We start from the raw sequence: 19,960 nt of genomic DNA, 5'->3' as shown, positions 1-19,960 counted from the left end.
TTTGTGTATTTGTAACCAACATTAGCAATATTTTTCATTTGCGACATGTATTGATAATGATATTAACAAGGTCTTTTGGTCGCCTCATATCGGGATCGTCATCGGTTAAAATGCCATCTTCACCTTGGTCTTGTGTGTTGATGCACAGCACACTGCTATGGATGTTAATCAAGCTTGTTAATCAATTGGCAACATGGACAAGTAATGCCTGAAAAGTCTCATATTGACTCCATTTTGGATTTATTGCATGAGTTGTTGGTTGTTATAACAAGTGAAAGTATTAGGGAAAAAACTTGAAATTTATACCTTGGATATTCGCAATAGTATTTGCGTTAGCATTATCACCTGCGCAAGCAATGCATTCAGATAAAGTCGATACTTCAGTACCATTGGTGATAGTGATGGGTGAAGATACTTATCCATTTGAATATTTAAATGAAAACGGTACTCCTTCAGGTATTTTGGTTGATTTATGGCGTGAGTGGTCTGTCATTACTGATACCAAGGTGCAATTTGTATCGCGACACTGGCAGCAGTCCCTTGATCAACTTGAACAGCGACAGGCCGATATTCACATCGGCATGTCTAAAAATAGTGCGCGTCTCAAAAAATTTGATTTTGCCAAGCCATTCACCTCAGTAAATTCCTACTTATTCGTTCATAAATCTCTCAATAGTAAAAAACAAATTAGTGACTTAGTGCCTTATCAAATAGGTGTTGTGACAGGATCATCCCATGAGGCAACATTATCAGCGCTAGAGCCAAAGCTGAGCTTTAAGCATTATCAAAATCGTGAACAATTATTACAAGCTGCCGTGAATGGAGAGTTGTTTGTTTTTGCTGGTATGGAAGGCTATCAACGTAATTTGACCTTAGAGCAAGATATCGCGGCGAATTTTTATAGTTCGTCACGTATTCCTATTGAAAAAATCAATATATCACCTGCAGTAGCCAAAGGTGATCAAGACCTTATTAATAAAATTAATCATGGTTTTGAATTAATACCGCCTAACGTTATCCAACAAATAGAGCGTCGTTGGTTAGGCTATCATCGACAAACATCGGGTGTCATTATTGCGATGCAAAATGGCGTTGAACCTTATGTCGATATTGGTACCGACGGTTTGCCACATGGCATGTTGGTCGATTTATGGAAATTATGGTCAGAAAAAACCGGTATTAATGTTGATTTTGTGGCTGGTGACATGAACAGTAGCATTGATGATGTTAAACGTGGTGTTGCTGATGTCCATATTGGTTATCCTGAAAGCAAAGATATGCGTACAGGTTTGAAACAAGCTTGGCATATTATTTCAGTCAAAAGTCGTTTTTTTAGTGCTAATTTAAGCATCAATAACATTGAAGATATTGCGATGCGAATCGGTGTATTTCCAACGGCACCTTATATTAGTGAGATGAAAAAAGCGTTTCCCAAAGCTCAGTTACGTTTTTATGATTCATTAGACAGCATGGTAAAAGCGGCTCAGAATAAAGAGATCAGTGGTTTTGTGTCTTCTGCAGCGATGGCATCGCATTACTTGCTGGCAAATAAACTGTGGGCAGAATTTCGTCAATATACGGATATCGAATTTTCCACCGATATGTATGTCTTAACCAGGATTGATGACAGCGGTCTAGCGGACCGAATTCAAGCCGGTTTTAATCTAATTTCTGTCGAAGAACAAATGCAAATAGAGCGTAAGTGGTTAATTAATCCCGATGATCGTTTTTTTGCCAATTCTGCCCATAACATTAAATTGACGACCCAGCAAAAGCAATATATCAGTAGCTTAGGAGCCATTAAAATGGGTTACCTAAAAAACTGGGCGCCGATGGAATTTCAAGGGAGAAATGGGGAATTTTTAGGGATTAATGCAGACATTAAAAATTTATTAGTCAAACAACTTAATTTAACGATTATCCCTGTGCCTTACGATGATTTTCGCCAAATGATAGATGATCTTATTAAAGGCGATATTCATCTTGTTGCCAGTATGGCCAAAACCCCTGAACGTGCAAGTAAACTGGCATTTTCATTAGTCTATTGGCCATCTCCTTGGGCGATAGTCACTTCTTTAACTCAACCTCCCATTTTTAATATTTCACAAGTAACCGGAAAACGCTTAGCGGTTGTCGAGGGGTATCAGATTGTCGATCAGTTGCGACAGCAATATCCGGGAATAACATTAGTGTTTGTTGCAGATACTAAACAGGGAATGGCAGCCGTGCTTAATGGCTCGGCGGATATGTTTATAGAGCAGGTGGCATCATTAGCGACAACCTTAAAAAGCGGCCAATATCCCAGTTTAAAAATGTCGTTATTAGCTGAGCTTACCGAGCAACATAGCCACATTGGTTTATTTCCAGGGGTTAAAAATTTGGTGCCTTTAATTGATAGGGTTCTTGCCACTATTGATGAAACCGAACAACAAAATATGTATCAAAAATGGGTATCGTTAGATCTCAACAGTGACACGGTACAGTATCAACCTTGGTTTAAATATTTGGTGATTTTTTTGTCTATTGTCACCCTAGTTGCCATTGTTATACTCGTGTCAAGTAGACGCTTAAATATTGAAATTCAAAAGCGCGCTAAAGTAGAAGAAGACCTAAGGTTTATGGCCAGTCATGACAACATAACGGCTTTGCCTAACCGATATATTTTCGAAGATAAATTAGCGCAAACAAGCCTAGTCCATCAGCGAGATAAATTAAAATTTGCATTGTTGTCTATCAATTTGGATGGCTTTAAAGTCATAAATGATAAACATGGCTATCATGTTGGTGACAAGTTACTGCAACGTATTGCGGTGCTACTGACTCGCCATTTGAAAGATTCTGATACTGTAACGCGGTTTGTAGCAGATGAATTTGTGATGCTATTAAATCAGATTGAAACCAAAGAAGATGCCCGTCAAGTTGCGGAAAACATACTCAGCACGTTAAAAAAACCGCTGCTAATCGGTGATGTCAGTATTACTATTTCTGCCAGTATCGGTATCGCCATATTTCCTGATGATTCTGATAACGCAGCCTCATTATTGAAAAAATCAGATCAGCTCATGTATCAGGCTAAAAAAGTAGGTGGCCATCAATATAAAATGAGCTAGTTTTGATTGATGGTTTTTCAGTCAGTCAATCCAGTTTATTCGCTATAGGTCTGGTTAATTGCCTTAATCTGATTGATACTTCAATGCATAAGTTTGAGTCACGGTATATAATGCCGTTTTTATCATTTTCGATTTCCAAAATACCGCTTTGTGGATAAAGGATAGAGTTCAATGCGCAGTCATTATTGTGGAGACATTAATCCGTCTCATCTAGGTCAAGAAGTTACTTTAGTCGGTTGGGTAAACCGTAGTCGCGATTTAGGCGGAGTTGTGTTTTTAGACTTACGCGATAGAGAAGGGCTAGTTCAAGTTGTTTTTGACCCAGATCTAAAAGACGTTTTTGATATAGCCAGCACATTGCGCAGTGAGTTTTGTGTTCAAATTAAAGGTGTTGTGCGCGCTCGTCCAGAAAGCCAAGTCAATTCACAAATGAAAACCGGTGCGATTGAGATTTTAGGTACGCAACTGACAGTGATTAATGCATCAGCTCCGTTACCTTTAAGCATGGATAATTATCAAAATAACAGTGAAGAACAACGCTTAAAATACCGTTATTTAGATTTACGTCGTCCAGAAATGGCCGAGCGTCTTATCTTCCGCGCTAAGGTCACCAGTTCTGTTCGTCGCTTCTTAGACACCAATGGTTTTTTAGACATCGAAACGCCGATTTTAACCAAAGCGACCCCAGAAGGTGCACGTGACTATCTAGTCCCAAGCCGAACGTATAAAGGTCAATTTTTTGCGTTACCTCAATCCCCACAGCTGTTCAAACAGTTGTTAATGATGTCAGGTTTTGACCGTTATTATCAAATCGTTAAATGTTTCCGCGATGAAGATTTACGTGCTGATCGCCAACCTGAATTTACCCAAATCGATATCGAAACATCTTTCATGTCTGCTGAACAAGTCATGGAAAAAACTGAGCAAATGATGCGCGGTTTATTTCACGATTTATTGAATGTTGATTTAGGCGATTTTCCGCGTATGACTTACGCCGAAGCCATGAAGCGTTATGGTTCTGATAAACCCGATTTACGTAATCCACTTGAATTAGTTGATATTGCTGATTTAGTTAAAGACGTCGAGTTTGCGGTATTTAATGGCCCAGCAAACGATGTTGAAGGCCGCGTAGCCGCATTACGTATTCCGACAGGCGCATCATTATCACGCAAGCAAATTGACGATTATACCAAGTATGCGGCAATTTATGGCGCGAAAGGCTTAGCGTGGATGAAGATAAATGACTTAGCTGCAGGTATTGAAGGTATTCAATCTCCTGTACTTAAGTTCTTAACTGAATCGATAGTTAACGATATTATCAGTCGTACTAATGCACAAACAGGCGATATCATTCTGTTTGGTGCCGATAAAGCCAATGTTGTTGCCGAGGCTATGGGAGCATTGCGCTTAAAAGCAGGTGAAGACTTTAAGCTGCTTGAAGGTCAATGGCGTCCAATGTGGGTTGTTGACTTCCCTATGTTTGAAAAAATTAACGGCGGGTTCCACGCTGTTCATCATCCTTTTACAGCTCCTCGTGGTATGAGTGCTGAACAGTTGGCTGCAGATCCTGCAGCAGCAATTTCAGATGCCTATGATATGGTGTTAAATGGCTGTGAGTTAGGTGGTGGTTCAGTTCGTATTCACAATGCTGAAATGCAAAGCACAGTATTTAATATTTTAGGTATTGAAGCTGAAGAAGCCAAAGAAAAGTTCGGTTTCTTACTTGAAGCATTGCGTTATGGTACTCCGCCACATGCTGGTTTAGCATTCGGTTTAGACCGTATTATTATGTTAATGACCGGCGCCAGCTCCATTCGCGACGTGATGGCTTTCCCGAAAACGACTACCGCTGCATGTCCGTTAACCAATGCTCCAGGATTTGCTAACCCAGTGCAACTCGCTGAGTTAGGCATCGCCGTGGTTGAAAAGGTTAAAACAGAAGAGTAAAGCGCTAACGTTAGCCATTTGCTCGCCCTTAACAGGGGACTACATACCGAGGCTTTTGCCTCGGTACGTTTTTTACAAGTAAACGAGTTTACTTGGTACGTCCTATTGAATAGTAAGGAGATACAATGGCTGGACACAGTAAATGGGCCAATATTAAACACCGCAAAGCAGCACAAGATGCTAAACGCGGCAAGTTATTCACCAAATTCATTCGTGAACTGACCGTCGCGGCCCGCGAAGGCGGTTCAGATGTTGATGCCAATCCTAGATTACGTGCTGCAGTTGATAAAGCCTTATCCAATAATATGACTCGCGATACCGTTGAACGCGCCATAAAACGCGGTGCCGGTGAGATAGATGGCCAGCAACTAGAAACTATTATTTATGAAGGCTATGGACCTGGTGGAACGGCGGTGATGGTCGAAACCATGACAGATAATCGCAATCGTACTGTTTCAGGCGTGCGCAATGCCTTTAATAAATCGGGCGGTAATTTAGGCACCGATGGTTCTGTTGCCTATTTGTTCACGCAATCAGGTATTATTTCTTACGACAGTGATATCGATGAAGACAGCTTAATTGACAGTGCCTTAGAAGCGGGTGCAGAAGATGTTATCACCCATGAAGATGGCTCTATCGACGTTTTTACTACGCCAGAGGCCTTTGGCAAAGTCAAAGATGCACTTGATAGTGCGGCTTTTGGGGCGGTTCATGCTGAAGTGACCATGGTAGCGTCATTAAAAGCAGAGCTTGATGCCGATACGGCTGAAAAGTTTTTACGTTTAATTGATAACTTAGAAGATCATGATGATGTACAAGAGGTATATCATAATGCTGAGATTTCAGATGACGTTATGCAAGCGTTAGATAACGCATGAGGCATCAATGGCCATTATTTTAGGTGTTGACCCGGGTTCACGTATTACCGGTTATGGGGTGATCCAATGCCAAGGCCGTCAACAGATTTATCTTGGTAGTGGCTGTATTCGAACATCCGCCGATGAGTTACCGCAACGCTTACAGCAAATTTATGCTGGCTTATGTGAAATCATTACCCAATATCAGCCCGACGAGTTTGCTATCGAGCGGGTGTTTATGGCCAAGAATGCGGATTCTGCCCTTAAACTGGGCCAAGCGAGAGGTGCGGCGATTGTTGCTGCAACCTGTGCTGGTTTACCGGTTGCAGAATACAGTGCAACACAAATAAAAAGTGCCGTAGTTGGCACTGGCAGAGCTCAAAAAACGCAAGTACAACATATGGTGAAACAATTACTTAAGCTACCAGCTTCACCACAAGCTGATGCGGCCGATGCATTAGGAGTAGCAATATGTCATTTTCATACTTATCAAAGTCTTATCGCTATGGGCGGTAAAGCCAGCAGCAGAACATATGGAAGATACAAATGATAGGTCGATTAAGCGGTATTTTAGTTGAAAAGCAAGCGCCTGAAGTGGTGCTAGACGTTAATGGTGTAGGCTATGAATTACAAGTGCCGATGACCAGTTTTTATGAATTACCTGCGTTAAATCAAGCTACCATGTTATTTACCCATTTTGTGGTGCGCGAAGACGCTCAGTTGCTTTATGGTTTTATCACCAAACAAGAACGGGCGTTATTTCGTTTACTGATTAAAACTAATGGTGTCGGCCCTAAGTTGGCGTTAACGATTTTATCAGGTATGACTGCATCTGAGTTTGTATCATGTGTTGAACGCGATGATATTGCCACCTTAGTGAAATTACCTGGAGTGGGTAAGAAAACGGCTGAACGTTTAGTGATTGAAATGCGCGATAAGCTTAAAAGTTTGCTTGAAGCTTCTGCCGGTTCTGAGCGCGAGTTTATGCTACAGAGTAATTACACTCCCGCGCCAGCAGCTGAAAGCGCTGAAGAAGATGCTATTTCTGCCTTATTATCTTTAGGCTACAAGCCCGCTCAGGCCAGTAAGTCGGTTTCTGCGGCTTTTAAGCAAGGTATGAGTTCTGAAACGTTAATTAAAGCTGCTTTAAAATCAATGTTATAAGTATGATATGCATAAACAGGGTACGTAAAAATGATTGAAGCTGATCGCCTGATCCAGCCGCAAGTACAAGGTCAAGATGAACTGATTGATCGTGCTATGCGCCCTAAAATGTTGGATGAGTATACTGGTCAAGATGACACTCGTGCCCAGCTTAAGGTTTTTATACAAGCTGCGATAAATCGCCGCGAGGCCCTTGATCACATGCTGATTTTTGGCCCTCCAGGTTTAGGTAAAACAACCTTAGCAATGATTGTCGCCAATGAGATGGGGGTGAACATCAAATCCACTTCTGGCCCCGTGCTCGAAAAAGCCGGCGATTTAGCGGCCTTGTTAACGAATCTTGAAGAGGGTGATGTACTGTTTATCGATGAAATACATCGGTTAAGCCCTGTGGTTGAAGAAATTCTTTATCCGGCGATGGAAGACTACCAACTGGATATTATGATTGGTGAAGGCCCCGCAGCACGTTCGATTAAGTTAGATTTACCGCCATTCACGCTTATTGGGGCGACCACTCGAGCTGGAGCACTAACATCACCACTGCGGGCGCGTTTTGGTATACCACTGCGTTTAGAGTTTTATAATGTTAAAGATCTTACCACTATCGTGACACGCTCAGCGAATGTGATGGAGCTTGAGATTGATCAGCAAGGTGCGATTGAAATTGCCAAACGTTCACGAGGCACCCCGCGAATTGCTAACCGTTTATTACGCCGTGTTCGCGACTATGCGGAAGTTAAACATGATGGCAAAGTCACCCAAAAAGTGGCCGAGTATGCACTTGATTTGCTTGATGTTGATGAGCAAGGTTTCGATTACTTAGACCGTAAACTCTTGCTGGCAATTATTGATAAATTTATGGGTGGTCCAGTAGGATTAGATAACCTTGCCGCCGCGATAGGTGAAGATAGAGAAACGATTGAAGATGTATTGGAGCCTTTTTTAATTCAACAAGGCTTTATTCAGCGCACTCCTAGAGGACGAATAGCCTCCCAGCGTGCCTACGATCACTTTAGTTTGCTAAAGCCAGAATAGTCAGTCTCGATGGGTTAACGTTGAATCATTAATTTTGCTTTGTGTTTTGGGTATCAGATTAGCCCAAATTTTTTAATCAATTGTTTATCAGCATATTATCCGCTGCATGCTTATTGCAGCTAACAAAAAAGCCAGCAACTTGCTGGCTTTTGTTATTTTTACTTATCACTAATACTAATACTAATACTAATACTAATACGTACCATATTAACCTAAAGCTGCAGTTGCTGACTTTTTCTGAATTAATTCAATTTTATATCCATCAGGATCTTCAACAAAAGCGATTTCAGTGCTTCCGCCTGCAACCGGCCCTGGTGCTCGGGTGACTTTACCTCCTGCAGCAGTAATTGCATCGCAGCGGGCATAGATATCTTCTTCTCCAATGGCTAAGTGACCAAAAGCATTACCTAAATCGTAACTGTCGACACCCCAGTTATAGGTTAATTCAATCACAGCTTGGCCTGTGGTTTCTTCGCCAAAACCGACAAAGGCAAGCGTGTACTTGTATTCTGGGTTTTCTGATTTACGCAGTAATTTCATCCCCATTACATCAGTATAAAAAGTGATGCTGCGATCTAAATTGCCTACGCGGATCATCGTATGAAGTAGTTGTGACATGATATACTCTCTTATTAAAAATTTATCTGACTGTATCAAGCTCAGATGCTAATGAAAAGTGTGGCGGTTAATACCCATAAAATTTTGCTTTAGCTCACATTTGTGAGGATATTTTTTGGGTTAACTCATAAAAAGCGTTATTCTTGCAGTATACACATTTGGAGGCAAGACAATGACTACAGAATTAAAAATGGCTTTAGGCACAACAGTTGTAATCGCAATTTGTTTCAGCGCATTTTTTGTGTCGATGTTTTAAGCACCCGCAAAAATAGATAGCTCCATTTGACCCAATGCCAAATGAACGTACAGCATGTTAATTGAGAAGTTAACATGCTGTACGTTTTTTTATAAACTCTCAAAGTGCTTTTGGTGCTTTGAGAGTTTATTTTTTACAAATCTTGTTTTGCAGACAACTCCCACAAGGCTTCAAAAATACAAACGCCACCGAGAGGTTTTGTCGCTAAGCACAGTTCACTGGTCCTGGAGTGTTCGATGGTTGCAGATCCGAACGTGACATTTCATCGGCTCTGATCACGCTAATTTCTGGACGCCTAATTCAGTTTTAACTGCAATATAACGACGAGAAAGGTGCTAACCAAACTTGTTTTCATGATGTTTTAAGGTTAATTCTACCCGTTCCAATGCTGTCATGATCATCGCCGCAATTGATGGCGATTGGTTTTTAATAAACAATGTTGACGAATGAGCCGCACATAACACTTCAGCACCGCTCCATTGCTCCGCTAGATCTGCGACCCAATGCCGAAAATCATCAGCAGCGCCTTTGCGTTGTTCTAATGTTTTCGACAGTGTCATATGAAAAGCCAATTCTGGACTTTTTAAAAAACGGAGTAAACCGGGTAATTGAAAGTACATAAACGTATCGTCAACGTGAATGGTTTTTGATTCTTTGTGGTAAGCAAGCACCGATGAAAAATGTAGGTGCTCGTTTTTGGAAATAAAATCGACCCCGCGGGGCACTGAAAATTCAAAATCCTCTGAAAACAAAGCGGCAAACTCGTTTGAATTGGTTAACTCTGTTTGCCATGTTAGGTTGGGCAACTTATCGATATGGCGCTGCGTGCCATAGAGTTTTGCGTGTGGATAATCGCCATGTATTTTTTCAATATGCACTGTATGAAATGGATGCAAGTTAATAATCGCTTCAATGTCGACTCCATTGTTGGTCAGCGAATCGACTTGCTGTTTAATGTCGTCTTGCATTTCATAAGCGTCGAGCAAAACAAACTTGCCGTTACCGCGCTTTACTAAAGAAGCGTGTGTTCCAATATTTAGTAAACCGAAAATCTTAAACTCACCACGAATATTCCAAAACGCATCTGAAATTTTTAATATTTTGTCAGTCATAATTAATACTCATTGTTTGCTTCTCCTCAGGATAATTCACCAAGAATGATAAACAGAGTGAAGTAAATTGTTATTTACTTCACTCTGACGGCTTATTCCCTAGTTGCTAGGCTCTTATGTTTTATCTGCTATCTAAAATAGCGACACAGAGACCGAAGAGCAAAAAGGATTTGCTGAGAAATGACAACATATGCACTCAGGCAAGGGATACTTCTGATCTAGCATTTTTTCCTCTGGCCCGACAATCCGTTTGAGTCCGCATGCTAAAAATCGCTCTCTTGTGCTGGCTTACAATGTAACTGGTTCAACAGCAGACCTAAGCAGCTGTGATTTTTATCATGCCAGTTTGCATCTTGCTCCTGTCCAATAGAGTGGCTTTGCACTTACAGTGGCTGCCTAGTGGGACGAATGATAATCTCGTTGACATCAACATCTGTCGGCTGCTCGATAGCATAAGCAATTGCTCGCGCAATCGCATCAGGGTCAATGGCCATCTCATACATTTCATCAACACCTTTGGCAGTATCGGGGTCGCTGATTTTACTGGTCAGCTCGGTCGCTACGGCACCAGGAGAAATATTGGTGGAGCGGATTTCCCCATTGCCTTCTTGACGAATGCCTTCAGATAGCGCCTTGACGGCAAACTTGGTAGCGGAATAAACGGCGGATGCCGGAAAGACCTTATGCCCGGCTACTGACGAGAGATTAATAATGTGGCCAACATGCTGCTCGCGCATGGTCGGCAGCACCGCGGCAATGCCGTAGAGCACGCCTTTGATATTGACATCAATCATTTTCTCCCATTCGTCGACCTTGAGTTCATCGAGGGGCGATAGCGGCATCAAACCAGCGTTGTTGACCAGCACGTCGATGCGTCCGTAAGCTTCCTTCGCCGCCTTGGCCAGCGACTCGACTTGAGCGCGGTCAGTGACGTCGGTAACCTGATAAATAGCTTCACCCCCCTGATCCTTGATCGTGTCACGCAGCTCCACAAGGCGTTCCTCGCGGCGGGCAGCAAGCACCAGTTTAGCGCCACCCTTTGCCAGGCGTAGTGCTGTGGCTTTACCCAGACCACTGCTGGCACCGGTAATGATAACGACTTTGCTATTGATCTCTGACATGGATTTTCTCCTGTTGAAATGAATGATTGAATTTTATACGTTAACGGTTCCAAGCTTAATGTTACGCCAGCGACACTAGGGTTAGGCTGACTGCATATTCTGCGTCATACCGTCGTAACGGCCTGTAGTGGCGGCCTCCATCAGTACGTGTGCCACATCCGCTCGAGATGCCTTGGCCGATTTGTCGACATTGTCACCCAAGATCACATCCGTGCTTCGGCCCTTGTTGGTCAGTGCTACAGGGCGCAGGATCGAGTAAGTTACTCCGGAAGCCTTGAGGTATTCGTCCGCTTCGTGTTTGGCATTCAGGTAAGGGGCCATGTCGCCGGTAGGGTTGGATTGATCTGCGCCGATCGAGCTGAGCATCACGAAACGCTTTACGCCTGATTCTTTCGCTTGATCAATCAGTCGCTTCGCGCCGTCCCGATCCACTTTTTTGGTCATTTCAGGGCCGGTGCTTCCTCCTGAACCTGCGGCAAAGATCACCACGTCCATGCAGTCGCACAGGCCGGTTTCCAGGTCGGTCAGGTCACCATGGCGCAGGTCTACACCTTGGGGCAAAGAACTGGTATCCGAACTTTCGCGAACCAGCGCTATCGGCTTATGGCCCTGATCTATCAGGTACTGGGCCAGAAGCTGGCCCGTTTTACCGGTGGCACCGGCGACAAAAATGTTCATACTCATAGAGAAATCCTTAATGTTGAATGAAATGGGCGAAATTGTGGGTGTAAAGCCAGGTCAGGGCAGGAAAATCGACTTTACGTTGACGAACTCCTTGATGCCGAAACCACCGTGTTCACGTCCGTATCCGGAATTCTTGACCCCGCCAAATGGCATATTCGGATCAGCAGCCCCAAACGAATTAATGCGGATCATGCCTGTGTCAAAGTCATCGCGTGCCAGTTTGAGGGCTCGTTCCTCATTCTTTGAAAAGATCCCTCCGCCAAGTCCATAGCGGCTTTCATTAGCCAGTCGCATGGCGTCCTCATCATCAATAGCGCGGATGATCGACGCGACCGGCCCGAAGATTTCATCGTCATAAGCGGGCATTCCGGGCGTAAGATTTGCCAGCACAGTGGCGGGATAATAGGCACCTGTGCGTTTTGGCACTTCGCCACCGCAGAGGATTTTTGCACCCTTGGCGACGCTGGCGTCCACCTGCTCCTTAACGGTGTCAAACTGCTCCTGGCTGGAAAGCGGCCCAAGCTGGGTATTCTTATCCGTGGGGTCACCCATGTTGATTTTTTGCATTTGAGCGACGAAAGCCTCGACAAAGGCGTCATAGACCTTATCGGTCACGATGAACCGCTTGGCAGAAACGCAGGTCTCTCCGTTGTTGTAAAGTCGGCCCATAACCGAAAATTTTACGGCGGTTTCAATATCGGCATCCTCAAGCACCAGATAAGCGTCATTCGACCCCAGTTCTAGCACTGTCTTCTTTAACTCTTTGGCTGCCACAGCCCCGATGTGTCGCCCAGCACCGTCGCTACCGGTCATTGTGACACCACGGACCATTGGATGGGCTATCAGCTTGTCGCTGGTGTCGTGATCGATCACCAAAACCTGGAACAGGTCCTCGGGCAAGCCGGCCTCAATACACAATTCACGCAAACGAAGTCCGGAGCCAGTGCAGATGCTGGCGTGCTTCAGAACACAGCCATTACCTGCCATCAGATTGGCTGCCAGCACACGGATCGGCTGGTAAAGGGGAAAGTTCCAAGGCTGGATTGAATAGATGACGCCGATTGGCTGATAACTGATGACGCCGCGTTTGCCGTTGAGTCCTTGCACACGCTCTTCATCAGCCAGCGCTTCTGGTCCATTTTCAGCGGTGTAATCTAAGATCGCAGCACAGAGTTGAACCTCAACGAGACCATCTTTCAGGAGTTTGCCGGTTTCGTTGGTCATCAAGGCGGCCAATTCATCGGCATTGTCACGTAGTTTTTGACCGATGTTATTAAGATAGGTGGCCCGTTCCAGATGGGGTAGTTTACGCCATTGCAGAAATGCCCCATGGCAGGACTCAAGCCGAGCCGTCGCCTGCTTTTCGGTCATTATGTCGTAGGAATGGATTGCTTTTTCAGTCGCGGGATTAATGGTGGTGATTGTCGTCATGGTTGCTCCTTCCGAGTCTGATGGGTAAACGCCGTTGGCGCTAGCTTTGGTGTATTATCAGTCCGTTGGCGGGATCTGTCTGTTCGCTTGCCAACACTACCGTGTTGCAAACAGCGCCGAGCTCCTGCTGGTAGTGGAAAAATGGCCCAAAGAAAAAAGCACATACTTGATCGATTCAGCATGGTCTGGTGTGTTGGCTTGAGGGTCATTGAACCCTATGTTGGAACAAGTCAATCGACTAAAGAGCGCTAGGCAGGTATGTTGGTTTTCCCCCTTTTCTGTAAGAATGCGGGGGCCAGAGAACAAATTTGATGGTGCTAATTCCCCAGGCGATATCTTGTTGTGAGGGGACTCGCATAGGCGGCAGTAAATTGCTTGGCGCTGAAATGAGCGGTGACGTTGGCATTGACCCACTTGCTGTAATGCCAGCAAAATAGTTTATCTTTAACCGCTTGATATGTTTTTCCTGTGTGGCAGGAAAAGATTAAGTGAACCACTGGACTCACGAAAGTATTCAGTCCAGAAATTATGTTATATGTCAGATCAGTTATGCTATGTGTCGGATCATTAATGGCAAATGTGCGCATTCGATGAGTCAATATAAGCCTATTCGAGCGCTTATATTTACATCCCAGAGAAAACTTGAACGTCGGCTATCTCAGTATTACCGACTTTCAAGCCGCCTGGAAGAATTAGTGTACTCGTAGCAAAAGCCGATGGTCGGCTCTTTTTCCAGAACCAGGAGCGATCTGCCGACCTTCAACATTTTTGGCAGTCTAATTAAATTAGACCGATGCGACAAAACTGACGTTTAGTTAATGAAAGTGTCTCTAATCCCAGAGATTACTTTTCATTTTCAGACGATGATGACTTCTGTGTGTCTGCTGATTTTTCTTCTGCCTTTTCTTCTGACTTTGTTTCCGACAACATAGTATTGAGCTTTTCACCGCCTTTGGCGCCAAAATCCAATGTTCTGATAGGAAAGGGAATTAAGATATCAGCTTTTTCTAGCGCTTTTTTAATTTCTACCACCGCAGTATGTCGAGCTTTCATAAAGCCAGTGTCGCCTGGGTAATCGATCCAGAACCAGACCACTAAGTTTATACTGCTGTCTGCAAACCCCTTAGCAAACACGGCAGTTTGTTCTTTTTTGATAACAAAATCACAGGCGTTTATCGCTTCTTCGATAGCTTCAGCGGCCTTTTCTGGGTCGTCTGCGTAAGAAATACCAACGGGCACTTCGATTCGCCTGACCCCTGTAACCGTATAATTAGTGAGTACGTTTCGAAATAAGATTTTATTTGGAATAACTTCTATTTGGCCAAAAAACGTTTCGACTAATGTGTTACGCAAATTAATGGTTTTTACTGTGCCGAATACATCTCCTGCCTCAACCACATCGCCAATTTGAAATGGCTTACGAATACCCATAGCAATACCAGCAATAAGATTCTCTGCCATGTCTTGAAAAGCAAAACCAAGCGCTAGGCCAATAATACCTGCGCCAGCTAAGAGTGACGTTACGGTGCCGGTTAACCCCAAAAACTCTAGAGCGATAAATAGCCCTGTCAACAACACCAGCATCTTGATTATTGATGAAAGTAGATCGGCAATTTGTTCAGACTCTAAGGCTTTATGAAGCACTTTTCGAACGACTCTACCAACATATTTAGCCAGTAAGCCAAAAAACATGGCTAAGAGAAAGGCGACTATAAAATTTGGCAAGTGTTTAATGCCAGCTTCTAGCCAGCCTTGTAATTTTTCGTTAATTAGCTGCCAGAATTTGTCTAATACAGAGAGGTCCATTAATATTATTCCCACTATTATTTATCATCGTTCTTTAATGCAGATACAGCCCATGTATTGAGCTTTTCGAGTGTCGAGGAGAGGTAAAATAAAACGACATTTTTGACAAAATGAAAATCCATGTAGCCTCATATTTTCCATACTAACATCTCTTTACTATCCTCGAGGGAGTGAAAGTCAGCGCACTGTCTTCTATGACTTAAAAAAGCTCAGCATATGCTGTGGACAACAGAGCTTTTTACGCCGTCATCACCCGATGTTATTCGCCCAACGTTAAAGCAGTCACAAGCTGAGTTTGCGCGGCGACTGGCGTAACTATGAGCACGTTGAGCTTTCTCTATTTCCGCGGGGGAATTTGGTATAATTTGTTAAGCTAGAAATATGTGTCAATAGCAATCGTGGGCTTGCTGTCAAATGTGGTTCTAGGGTTAAATGTGTTAAGCCGCCTAGTTGGGTGGTGTGGAATGACGACAAAAGATAGTTTGAGTTTGAGCCTCACAATAAAACCATGATGTTGCGCAAAATTGAGCTGTTTAAAAAGGCTATGGTGTAAAAATCGCTGAGTTAATTAATGGTTAGTTTGGTGCAGGGACTGTTCACTATAATTGGGTGCATGATTATAAAGCAGTAAAGCGCCGAGCACTGATTGGTAAGCTCAATGCCAACTTGAAGACAACTACCCGCTATTGATGAATAAAGCTGAGGTTGATTGTTTAGTTGCTAACGGGTCTAAGCGCCGCCACTAAAGACTCACAAAAGTTTGTTGGCATATTATCTGGTATTGATGTGTTTAAGTGTCGCAGTTACGTTAAGTCGCTAGGCTCTCATAGTATTTAACGTAATAAATGTATTGATAAAGTGAAACGTAGTCATTGAGGCTTTATATATTGCTAAGTCACCACCAAAATCAGCATTGCCTATATTAGAGCGTGTATTCTTATGAGCTGCCCAACCAAACATGAGAGTTTACGTCGGCGGGCTAGCAGTCCTACCTGCATAAAAATTCACCTTCTTGCGCAGGGTATTGGCCAGAGAACCATGTATTTTCACTTTTTGCTCAATATTTTACATCTGGTTTATTATCGTTTTGGTCGGAATAAATAATTGCTTGTCCATTTTCAAATCTTACCCAATCAGGTACTTCAAAGTTAAGTGGTTTATTAGCCGTATATAGGGCAATTACTGCATCTGCGTCATACCGACTTGTTAATAATATTCAATAGTTATTGGTTTGTTTATTGAAAAATACTCCAGGATCACGAAAACAAAGTCGCTATAAGATCCTGTACCAACGAATGGGTAGTCAATATCAATCACTCGAACAAAACTGAGCATTTATATCCAAAAAAACACAGACTATTTATGTGTTACTAAACGGCGTCATGGCGATTTATTGCCGGTTAAGGGTAAGCATTACTATAATTCAGGTTAAACCAAAAACGTATATAACACTGTTTTTCCTTGATATTCTTTCTTGTAGGCGCTTGGTTATCAACTTTGTCTTAATAAATCACCACAGCAAGGGATTGATTTTTCATGTGCGGTTGGGGCTATGTGAGCTCAATGTCACGGAGCAACTTCAACATTATCTCATCAGCAGATTAATGAGTTTATCGAACCGCACAGATTGACTATCTTGGTAATAAAATAAATAGAATTATACATAAAGTTTGCAATATATGTTGAAACTTAGTTTCTTTGATGTTAAAAAGACAACGTTGTTTAAACCAGCAAAAGCTACTTTGAATTTGAATAAATATTCTAATATGTAGACTTTGATAACTAGCCTAAAAACAAAAAAGACAACGTTGTTAATTTGTAGTGAGTAATATCAACATTAATTAATTAGATCAATTGGGGACACACATAATGCAAAGGTTTCGTAAAAAGCCACTTACTGCGAGCGTAAGTGCTGTATTAATAGGCTTGCTCTTGCCATACAGTTCTTTAGCAGCTCAACAAGAACAAGTACAAGAGCCTCCTGAGGATGACGATATAGAAGTTATCGAAGTGTCTTATGGATATGGCAGTGTTAAAAAAAAGGACCTAACAGGTGCTGTAAGTTCTGTTAAGTTAGACGATGTAGTTGATATGCCTTCGGGTAATATAATGCAAAACTTGCAGGGTAGAGTACCTGGCTTACAAATTTCAACTAATGGTTCACCGGAGTCTACTGCAACGGTAAGGATACGTGGCCAAGGTTTAGGGCCATTAGGCAATAATGACCCTCTATATGTTATTGATGGTATTCCTACTAAGTCAGGAATGCATGAACTTAATAGCCATGATATTGCTGATATTCAGGTTTTACGAGACGCAGCCGCTGCTAGTATATTTGGGGCACGTTCTGGTAATGGCGTGATAGTCATTACAACGAAAAAAGGTCATGAGGGACTTGATTTTAATTTCTCTGCTAACCAATCTCAAGATGACTATAGCTATGATCTAAATCCGCTTAATACCCAACAACGTGGACAAGCTGTATGGCAAGCTGCTGTTAATGATGGTTCAAATCCAAATTCAGCCAGTTCGCTATATCGTTATGATTGGAATGGTGACTTCAGTAACCCCCAATTAAACGCGGTGATCTTACCTACTTATACCGATCCTCAACAAGTACAGCGTCCTGCAGACACGAATTGGTTTGATGAGGTAACCCGTACAGCTAAAGTTAGTGACCTTAACATTTCTTTATCAGGAGGTTCAGAAAATGCCTCTATTTATACTTCTTTAGGCTATTTCAATTCTGAAGGTGTTGTTGATGGTTCGGAATTTGAACGAATTAGTTTTCGAGTTAATTCTGATTACCAATTAACCGACAAATTAAAAATAGGCGAAAACTTCACTGTTACTAATCAAGAGTCAAATCTCATCAATGCGAGAGCTAGTGAAATTCTAGGGCTGGCAATAGAGCAACAATCTATTGTGCCCGTTTACAATGATGAAGGCGGCTGGGGTGGCCCTGTTCCTGGTGTCACGGACCGCGATAATCCAGTTAGAATAATCGAAATGAACCGCGATAATGTCAGTCGGTTTAATAAACTAATGGGTAATATCTTTTTTGAATATGAATTAATTGATGGGTTAACGCTAAAAAGTACTGTTGGACTTGATTACGGACAATACTACTTCAGAAACTATACTCGTGCTTTTCAAGCTGGCTCATTAAACTACGGAGATCAACTTTCAGTTACTGAAAACTGGAATAGTAGTTTTAGTTGGACAAACACTGCAGAGTATAAATTAGATGTTGGTGATAATCACAGTTTTACCTTTTTAGCCGGTACAGAACAAATCGATTATGAGTATGAAGGCTCTGTTGGTTTTGGTTCAGGTTTTGCCTCTGATGATCGTGATTATGCTCATTTATCACAAGCAACTGGAGACGTACGTGTTGAAGGTGATGGCGATAAGTGGACACTCGATTCTTACTTTGCTCGTATGGATTATAACTTTGATGATCGCTACCTCGCTGGGCTCACTATTCGTCGCGATGGTTCATCTCGGTTTGGTAGTAATAATAGTTACGGTAATTTTCCAGCTGCTTCAGCGGGATGGGTCATTAGCAACGAATCATTTTATGACTTCGAGTTTTTAAGCACCTTAAAAGTACGAGCTAGTTGGGGTAAAACGGGTAACCAAGAAATTCCTACAGATGCAACATATACAACGTATTTAAGTCGTTATGCAACACAGTCTTTATTCACTGATCAGCAAGATGAAGGCACCGCTTATGATATCGGCGGCGCTAATGGCGGCACCTTACCTTCAGGTTTTGTCAAAGCTCAAACAGGTAATGATGATTTAAAGTGGGAAACTTCAACGCAAAAAAATATTGGCATTGATTTTGGAATGCATTACGACACGATTTACGGCAGCATTGATTGGTTTGAAAAAACCACTGAAGATATCTTAACTCTTACCAACCCTATTGCGACGCTAGGTGAAGGCGCTCAGCAGTGGGTTAATGGTGGCACAATAGAAAACTCAGGTTTCGAATTTATAATTGGCTACGCAGATTACCTTTCATTCGATAGCCTAGATGATGATATTGATGTTGATATAAGCTTCAATATTTCTTCCGCTAAAAATAAAGTTGTTTCCCTTCCAAAAGATGTTGTTAACTCCTTTGGCGGCAATGGCGCTGATAAGACAATTGTTGGTCATTCTATTAATTCAGTTTATGGCTACGTTGCCGACGGTTTATTTCAAAATCAAGGTGAAATCGATGCTCACGCTGTTCAATCAGGTGCTGGCTTAGGAAGAGTTCGTTGGCAGGATCTTGATGGCAATGGTGTTATTAATGAAAACGACCAAACATTTTTTGCCGATACCGATCCTGATTTTATCTATGGCATGAATATGAACTTCAAATACAAAAGCTGGGATTTCACTATGTTCTGGCAAGGTGTTAAAGGAGGTCAAATTCGAAATGGTTGGCGTGGATTCACAGACTTTACATCACTCAACATAGGTTCTAACTATGGCGATCGTGTTCTTAATGCTTGGTCAAGCAGCAATACTGATACCGATGTTCCTGCGTTAACTGCAATTGATAACAATGGTGAAGGTCGTCAATCAAGCTTATTTTGGGAAGAGGGTACCTATCTTAAATTGCGCAATTTATCTATAGGGTATACCCCCGATGAACAGTGGTTAAGTCACTACGGTATAAGTTCTGCACGAATTTATTTTCAGGGAAGTAACTTATTGACCATTACGCCATCAGGGACGTTAACTCAGGATCCTGAAACTCCGAACGGAACCTTCCCAAATCCTAAACGTTTCACGTTAGGCGTGAACCTCACTTTTTGATTTA

The 19,960-nt window shown here is 42.5% G+C and carries 14 protein-coding genes; 8 read left to right on the top strand and 6 right to left on the bottom strand.

Annotation, left to right across the window (positions count from 1 at the left end):
• The first annotated feature begins 293 nt into the window (after nt 1–293).
• From ACED29_RS01305 to ruvB, 6 genes are all read left to right on the top strand, one after another.
• Nucleotides 294–3,110, top strand: coding sequence for a transporter substrate-binding domain-containing protein (locus ACED29_RS01305; protein ID WP_347690025.1), 2,817 nt, complete (start codon nt 294–296; stop codon nt 3,108–3,110).
• 171 nt (nt 3,111–3,281) lie between these two features.
• The gene (aspS, locus tag ACED29_RS01300) at nt 3,282–5,057 is read left to right on the top strand and encodes an aspartate--tRNA ligase (protein ID WP_124018184.1); all 1,776 of its coding nucleotides are present in this window, start codon (nt 3,282–3,284) and stop codon (nt 5,055–5,057) included.
• Between the two features lie 125 nt (nt 5,058–5,182).
• Nucleotides 5,183–5,935: a YebC/PmpR family DNA-binding transcriptional regulator gene (locus ACED29_RS01295; RefSeq protein WP_124018185.1), complete on the top strand. Its 753-nt coding sequence runs from the start codon at nt 5,183–5,185 to the stop codon at nt 5,933–5,935.
• Between the two features lie 7 nt (nt 5,936–5,942).
• Nucleotides 5,943–6,464, top strand: coding sequence for a crossover junction endodeoxyribonuclease RuvC (gene ruvC / locus ACED29_RS01290; protein ID WP_124018186.1), 522 nt, complete (start codon nt 5,943–5,945; stop codon nt 6,462–6,464).
• Nucleotides 6,461–7,078 carry a Holliday junction branch migration protein RuvA gene (gene ruvA / locus ACED29_RS01285; protein ID WP_124018187.1) on the top strand — a complete coding sequence of 206 codons (618 nt, stop codon included), beginning with the start codon at nt 6,461–6,463 and terminating at the stop codon, nt 7,076–7,078. The genes ruvC and ruvA overlap by 4 nt, the downstream gene beginning before the upstream one ends.
• A 30-nt stretch (nt 7,079–7,108) precedes the next feature.
• Nucleotides 7,109–8,113 carry a Holliday junction branch migration DNA helicase RuvB gene (gene ruvB, locus ACED29_RS01280; RefSeq protein ID WP_124018188.1) on the top strand — a complete coding sequence of 335 codons (1,005 nt, stop codon included), beginning with the start codon at nt 7,109–7,111 and terminating at the stop codon, nt 8,111–8,113.
• A gap of 207 nt (nt 8,114–8,320) precedes the next feature.
• Here ruvB and gloA read toward each other — a convergent pair whose 3' ends face one another.
• From gloA to ACED29_RS01255, 5 genes are all read right to left on the bottom strand, one after another.
• Nucleotides 8,321–8,731, bottom strand: a complete 411-nt coding sequence (gene gloA, locus ACED29_RS01275) for a lactoylglutathione lyase (protein ID WP_124018189.1) — start codon at nt 8,729–8,731, stop codon at nt 8,321–8,323.
• A gap of 591 nt (nt 8,732–9,322) precedes the next feature.
• Nucleotides 9,323–10,099 (bottom strand): hypothetical protein, encoded by a 777-nt coding sequence (locus ACED29_RS01270; protein ID WP_371696784.1) that lies wholly within the window; start codon nt 10,097–10,099, stop codon nt 9,323–9,325.
• Nucleotides 10,100–10,482: 383 nt separating this feature from the next.
• Entirely contained in the window at nt 10,483–11,220 is a 738-nt protein-coding gene (locus ACED29_RS01265) for an SDR family oxidoreductase (RefSeq protein ID WP_371696783.1), read from the bottom strand.
• 81 nt (nt 11,221–11,301) lie between these two features.
• Nucleotides 11,302–11,904 carry an SDR family oxidoreductase gene (locus ACED29_RS01260; protein WP_371696782.1) on the bottom strand — a complete coding sequence of 201 codons (603 nt, stop codon included), beginning with the start codon at nt 11,902–11,904 and terminating at the stop codon, nt 11,302–11,304.
• 54 nt (nt 11,905–11,958) lie between these two features.
• The gene (locus ACED29_RS01255; RefSeq protein ID WP_371696780.1) at nt 11,959–13,335 is read right to left on the bottom strand and encodes an NAD-dependent succinate-semialdehyde dehydrogenase; all 1,377 of its coding nucleotides are present in this window, start codon (nt 13,333–13,335) and stop codon (nt 11,959–11,961) included.
• A 311-nt stretch (nt 13,336–13,646) separates the two neighbouring features.
• On the opposite strand from ACED29_RS01255, the gene ACED29_RS01250 reads away from it, so the two are divergent.
• Complete coding sequence (locus ACED29_RS01250; RefSeq protein WP_259395335.1) at nt 13,647–13,772, top strand: hypothetical protein; 126 nt, start codon at nt 13,647–13,649, stop codon at nt 13,770–13,772.
• 406 nt (nt 13,773–14,178) lie between these two features.
• On the opposite strand, the gene ACED29_RS01245 is transcribed toward ACED29_RS01250, so the two are convergent.
• Nucleotides 14,179–15,141 carry a mechanosensitive ion channel family protein gene (locus ACED29_RS01245; RefSeq protein ID WP_371696777.1) on the bottom strand — a complete coding sequence of 321 codons (963 nt, stop codon included), beginning with the start codon at nt 15,139–15,141 and terminating at the stop codon, nt 14,179–14,181.
• A 1,869-nt stretch (nt 15,142–17,010) separates the two neighbouring features.
• Between ACED29_RS01245 and ACED29_RS01240 the strand changes: the two genes are divergently transcribed.
• Nucleotides 17,011–19,956 carry a SusC/RagA family TonB-linked outer membrane protein gene (locus ACED29_RS01240; protein WP_273058159.1) on the top strand — a complete coding sequence of 982 codons (2,946 nt, stop codon included), beginning with the start codon at nt 17,011–17,013 and terminating at the stop codon, nt 19,954–19,956.
• Nucleotides 19,957–19,960 lie beyond the last annotated feature (4 nt).

Source organism: Shewanella sp. 5S214 (genome assembly GCF_041439795.1).
In the GTDB taxonomy this organism is placed as follows: domain Bacteria; phylum Pseudomonadota; class Gammaproteobacteria; order Enterobacterales; family Shewanellaceae; genus Shewanella; species Shewanella vesiculosa.
This window is presented reverse-complemented; position numbering and strand designations above follow the sequence as displayed.

What these genes read in the sequence shown, in the direction of transcription:
- aspS (WP_124018184.1), top strand. Translation starts at nt 3,282, where the DNA reads ATGCGCAGTCATTATTGTGGAGACATTAATCCGTCTCATCTAGGTCAA.
- ACED29_RS01240 (WP_273058159.1), top strand. Translation starts at nt 17,011, where the DNA reads ATGCAAAGGTTTCGTAAAAAGCCACTTACTGCGAGCGTAAGTGCTGTA.
- ACED29_RS01250 (WP_259395335.1), top strand. Translation starts at nt 13,647, where the DNA reads ATGGTGCTAATTCCCCAGGCGATATCTTGTTGTGAGGGGACTCGCATA.
- ACED29_RS01245 (WP_371696777.1), bottom strand. Translation starts at nt 15,141, where the DNA reads ATGGACCTCTCTGTATTAGACAAATTCTGGCAGCTAATTAACGAAAAA.
- ACED29_RS01265 (WP_371696783.1), bottom strand. Translation starts at nt 11,220, where the DNA reads ATGTCAGAGATCAATAGCAAAGTCGTTATCATTACCGGTGCCAGCAGT.
- ACED29_RS01260 (WP_371696782.1), bottom strand. Translation starts at nt 11,904, where the DNA reads ATGAGTATGAACATTTTTGTCGCCGGTGCCACCGGTAAAACGGGCCAG.
- ACED29_RS01255 (WP_371696780.1), bottom strand. Translation starts at nt 13,335, where the DNA reads ATGACGACAATCACCACCATTAATCCCGCGACTGAAAAAGCAATCCAT.
- ACED29_RS01270 (WP_371696784.1), bottom strand. Translation starts at nt 10,099, where the DNA reads ATGACTGACAAAATATTAAAAATTTCAGATGCGTTTTGGAATATTCGT.
- ACED29_RS01295 (WP_124018185.1), top strand. Translation starts at nt 5,183, where the DNA reads ATGGCTGGACACAGTAAATGGGCCAATATTAAACACCGCAAAGCAGCA.
- ruvC (WP_124018186.1), top strand. Translation starts at nt 5,943, where the DNA reads ATGGCCATTATTTTAGGTGTTGACCCGGGTTCACGTATTACCGGTTAT.
- gloA (WP_124018189.1), bottom strand. Translation starts at nt 8,731, where the DNA reads ATGTCACAACTACTTCATACGATGATCCGCGTAGGCAATTTAGATCGC.
- ruvA (WP_124018187.1), top strand. Translation starts at nt 6,461, where the DNA reads ATGATAGGTCGATTAAGCGGTATTTTAGTTGAAAAGCAAGCGCCTGAA.
- ruvB (WP_124018188.1), top strand. Translation starts at nt 7,109, where the DNA reads ATGATTGAAGCTGATCGCCTGATCCAGCCGCAAGTACAAGGTCAAGAT.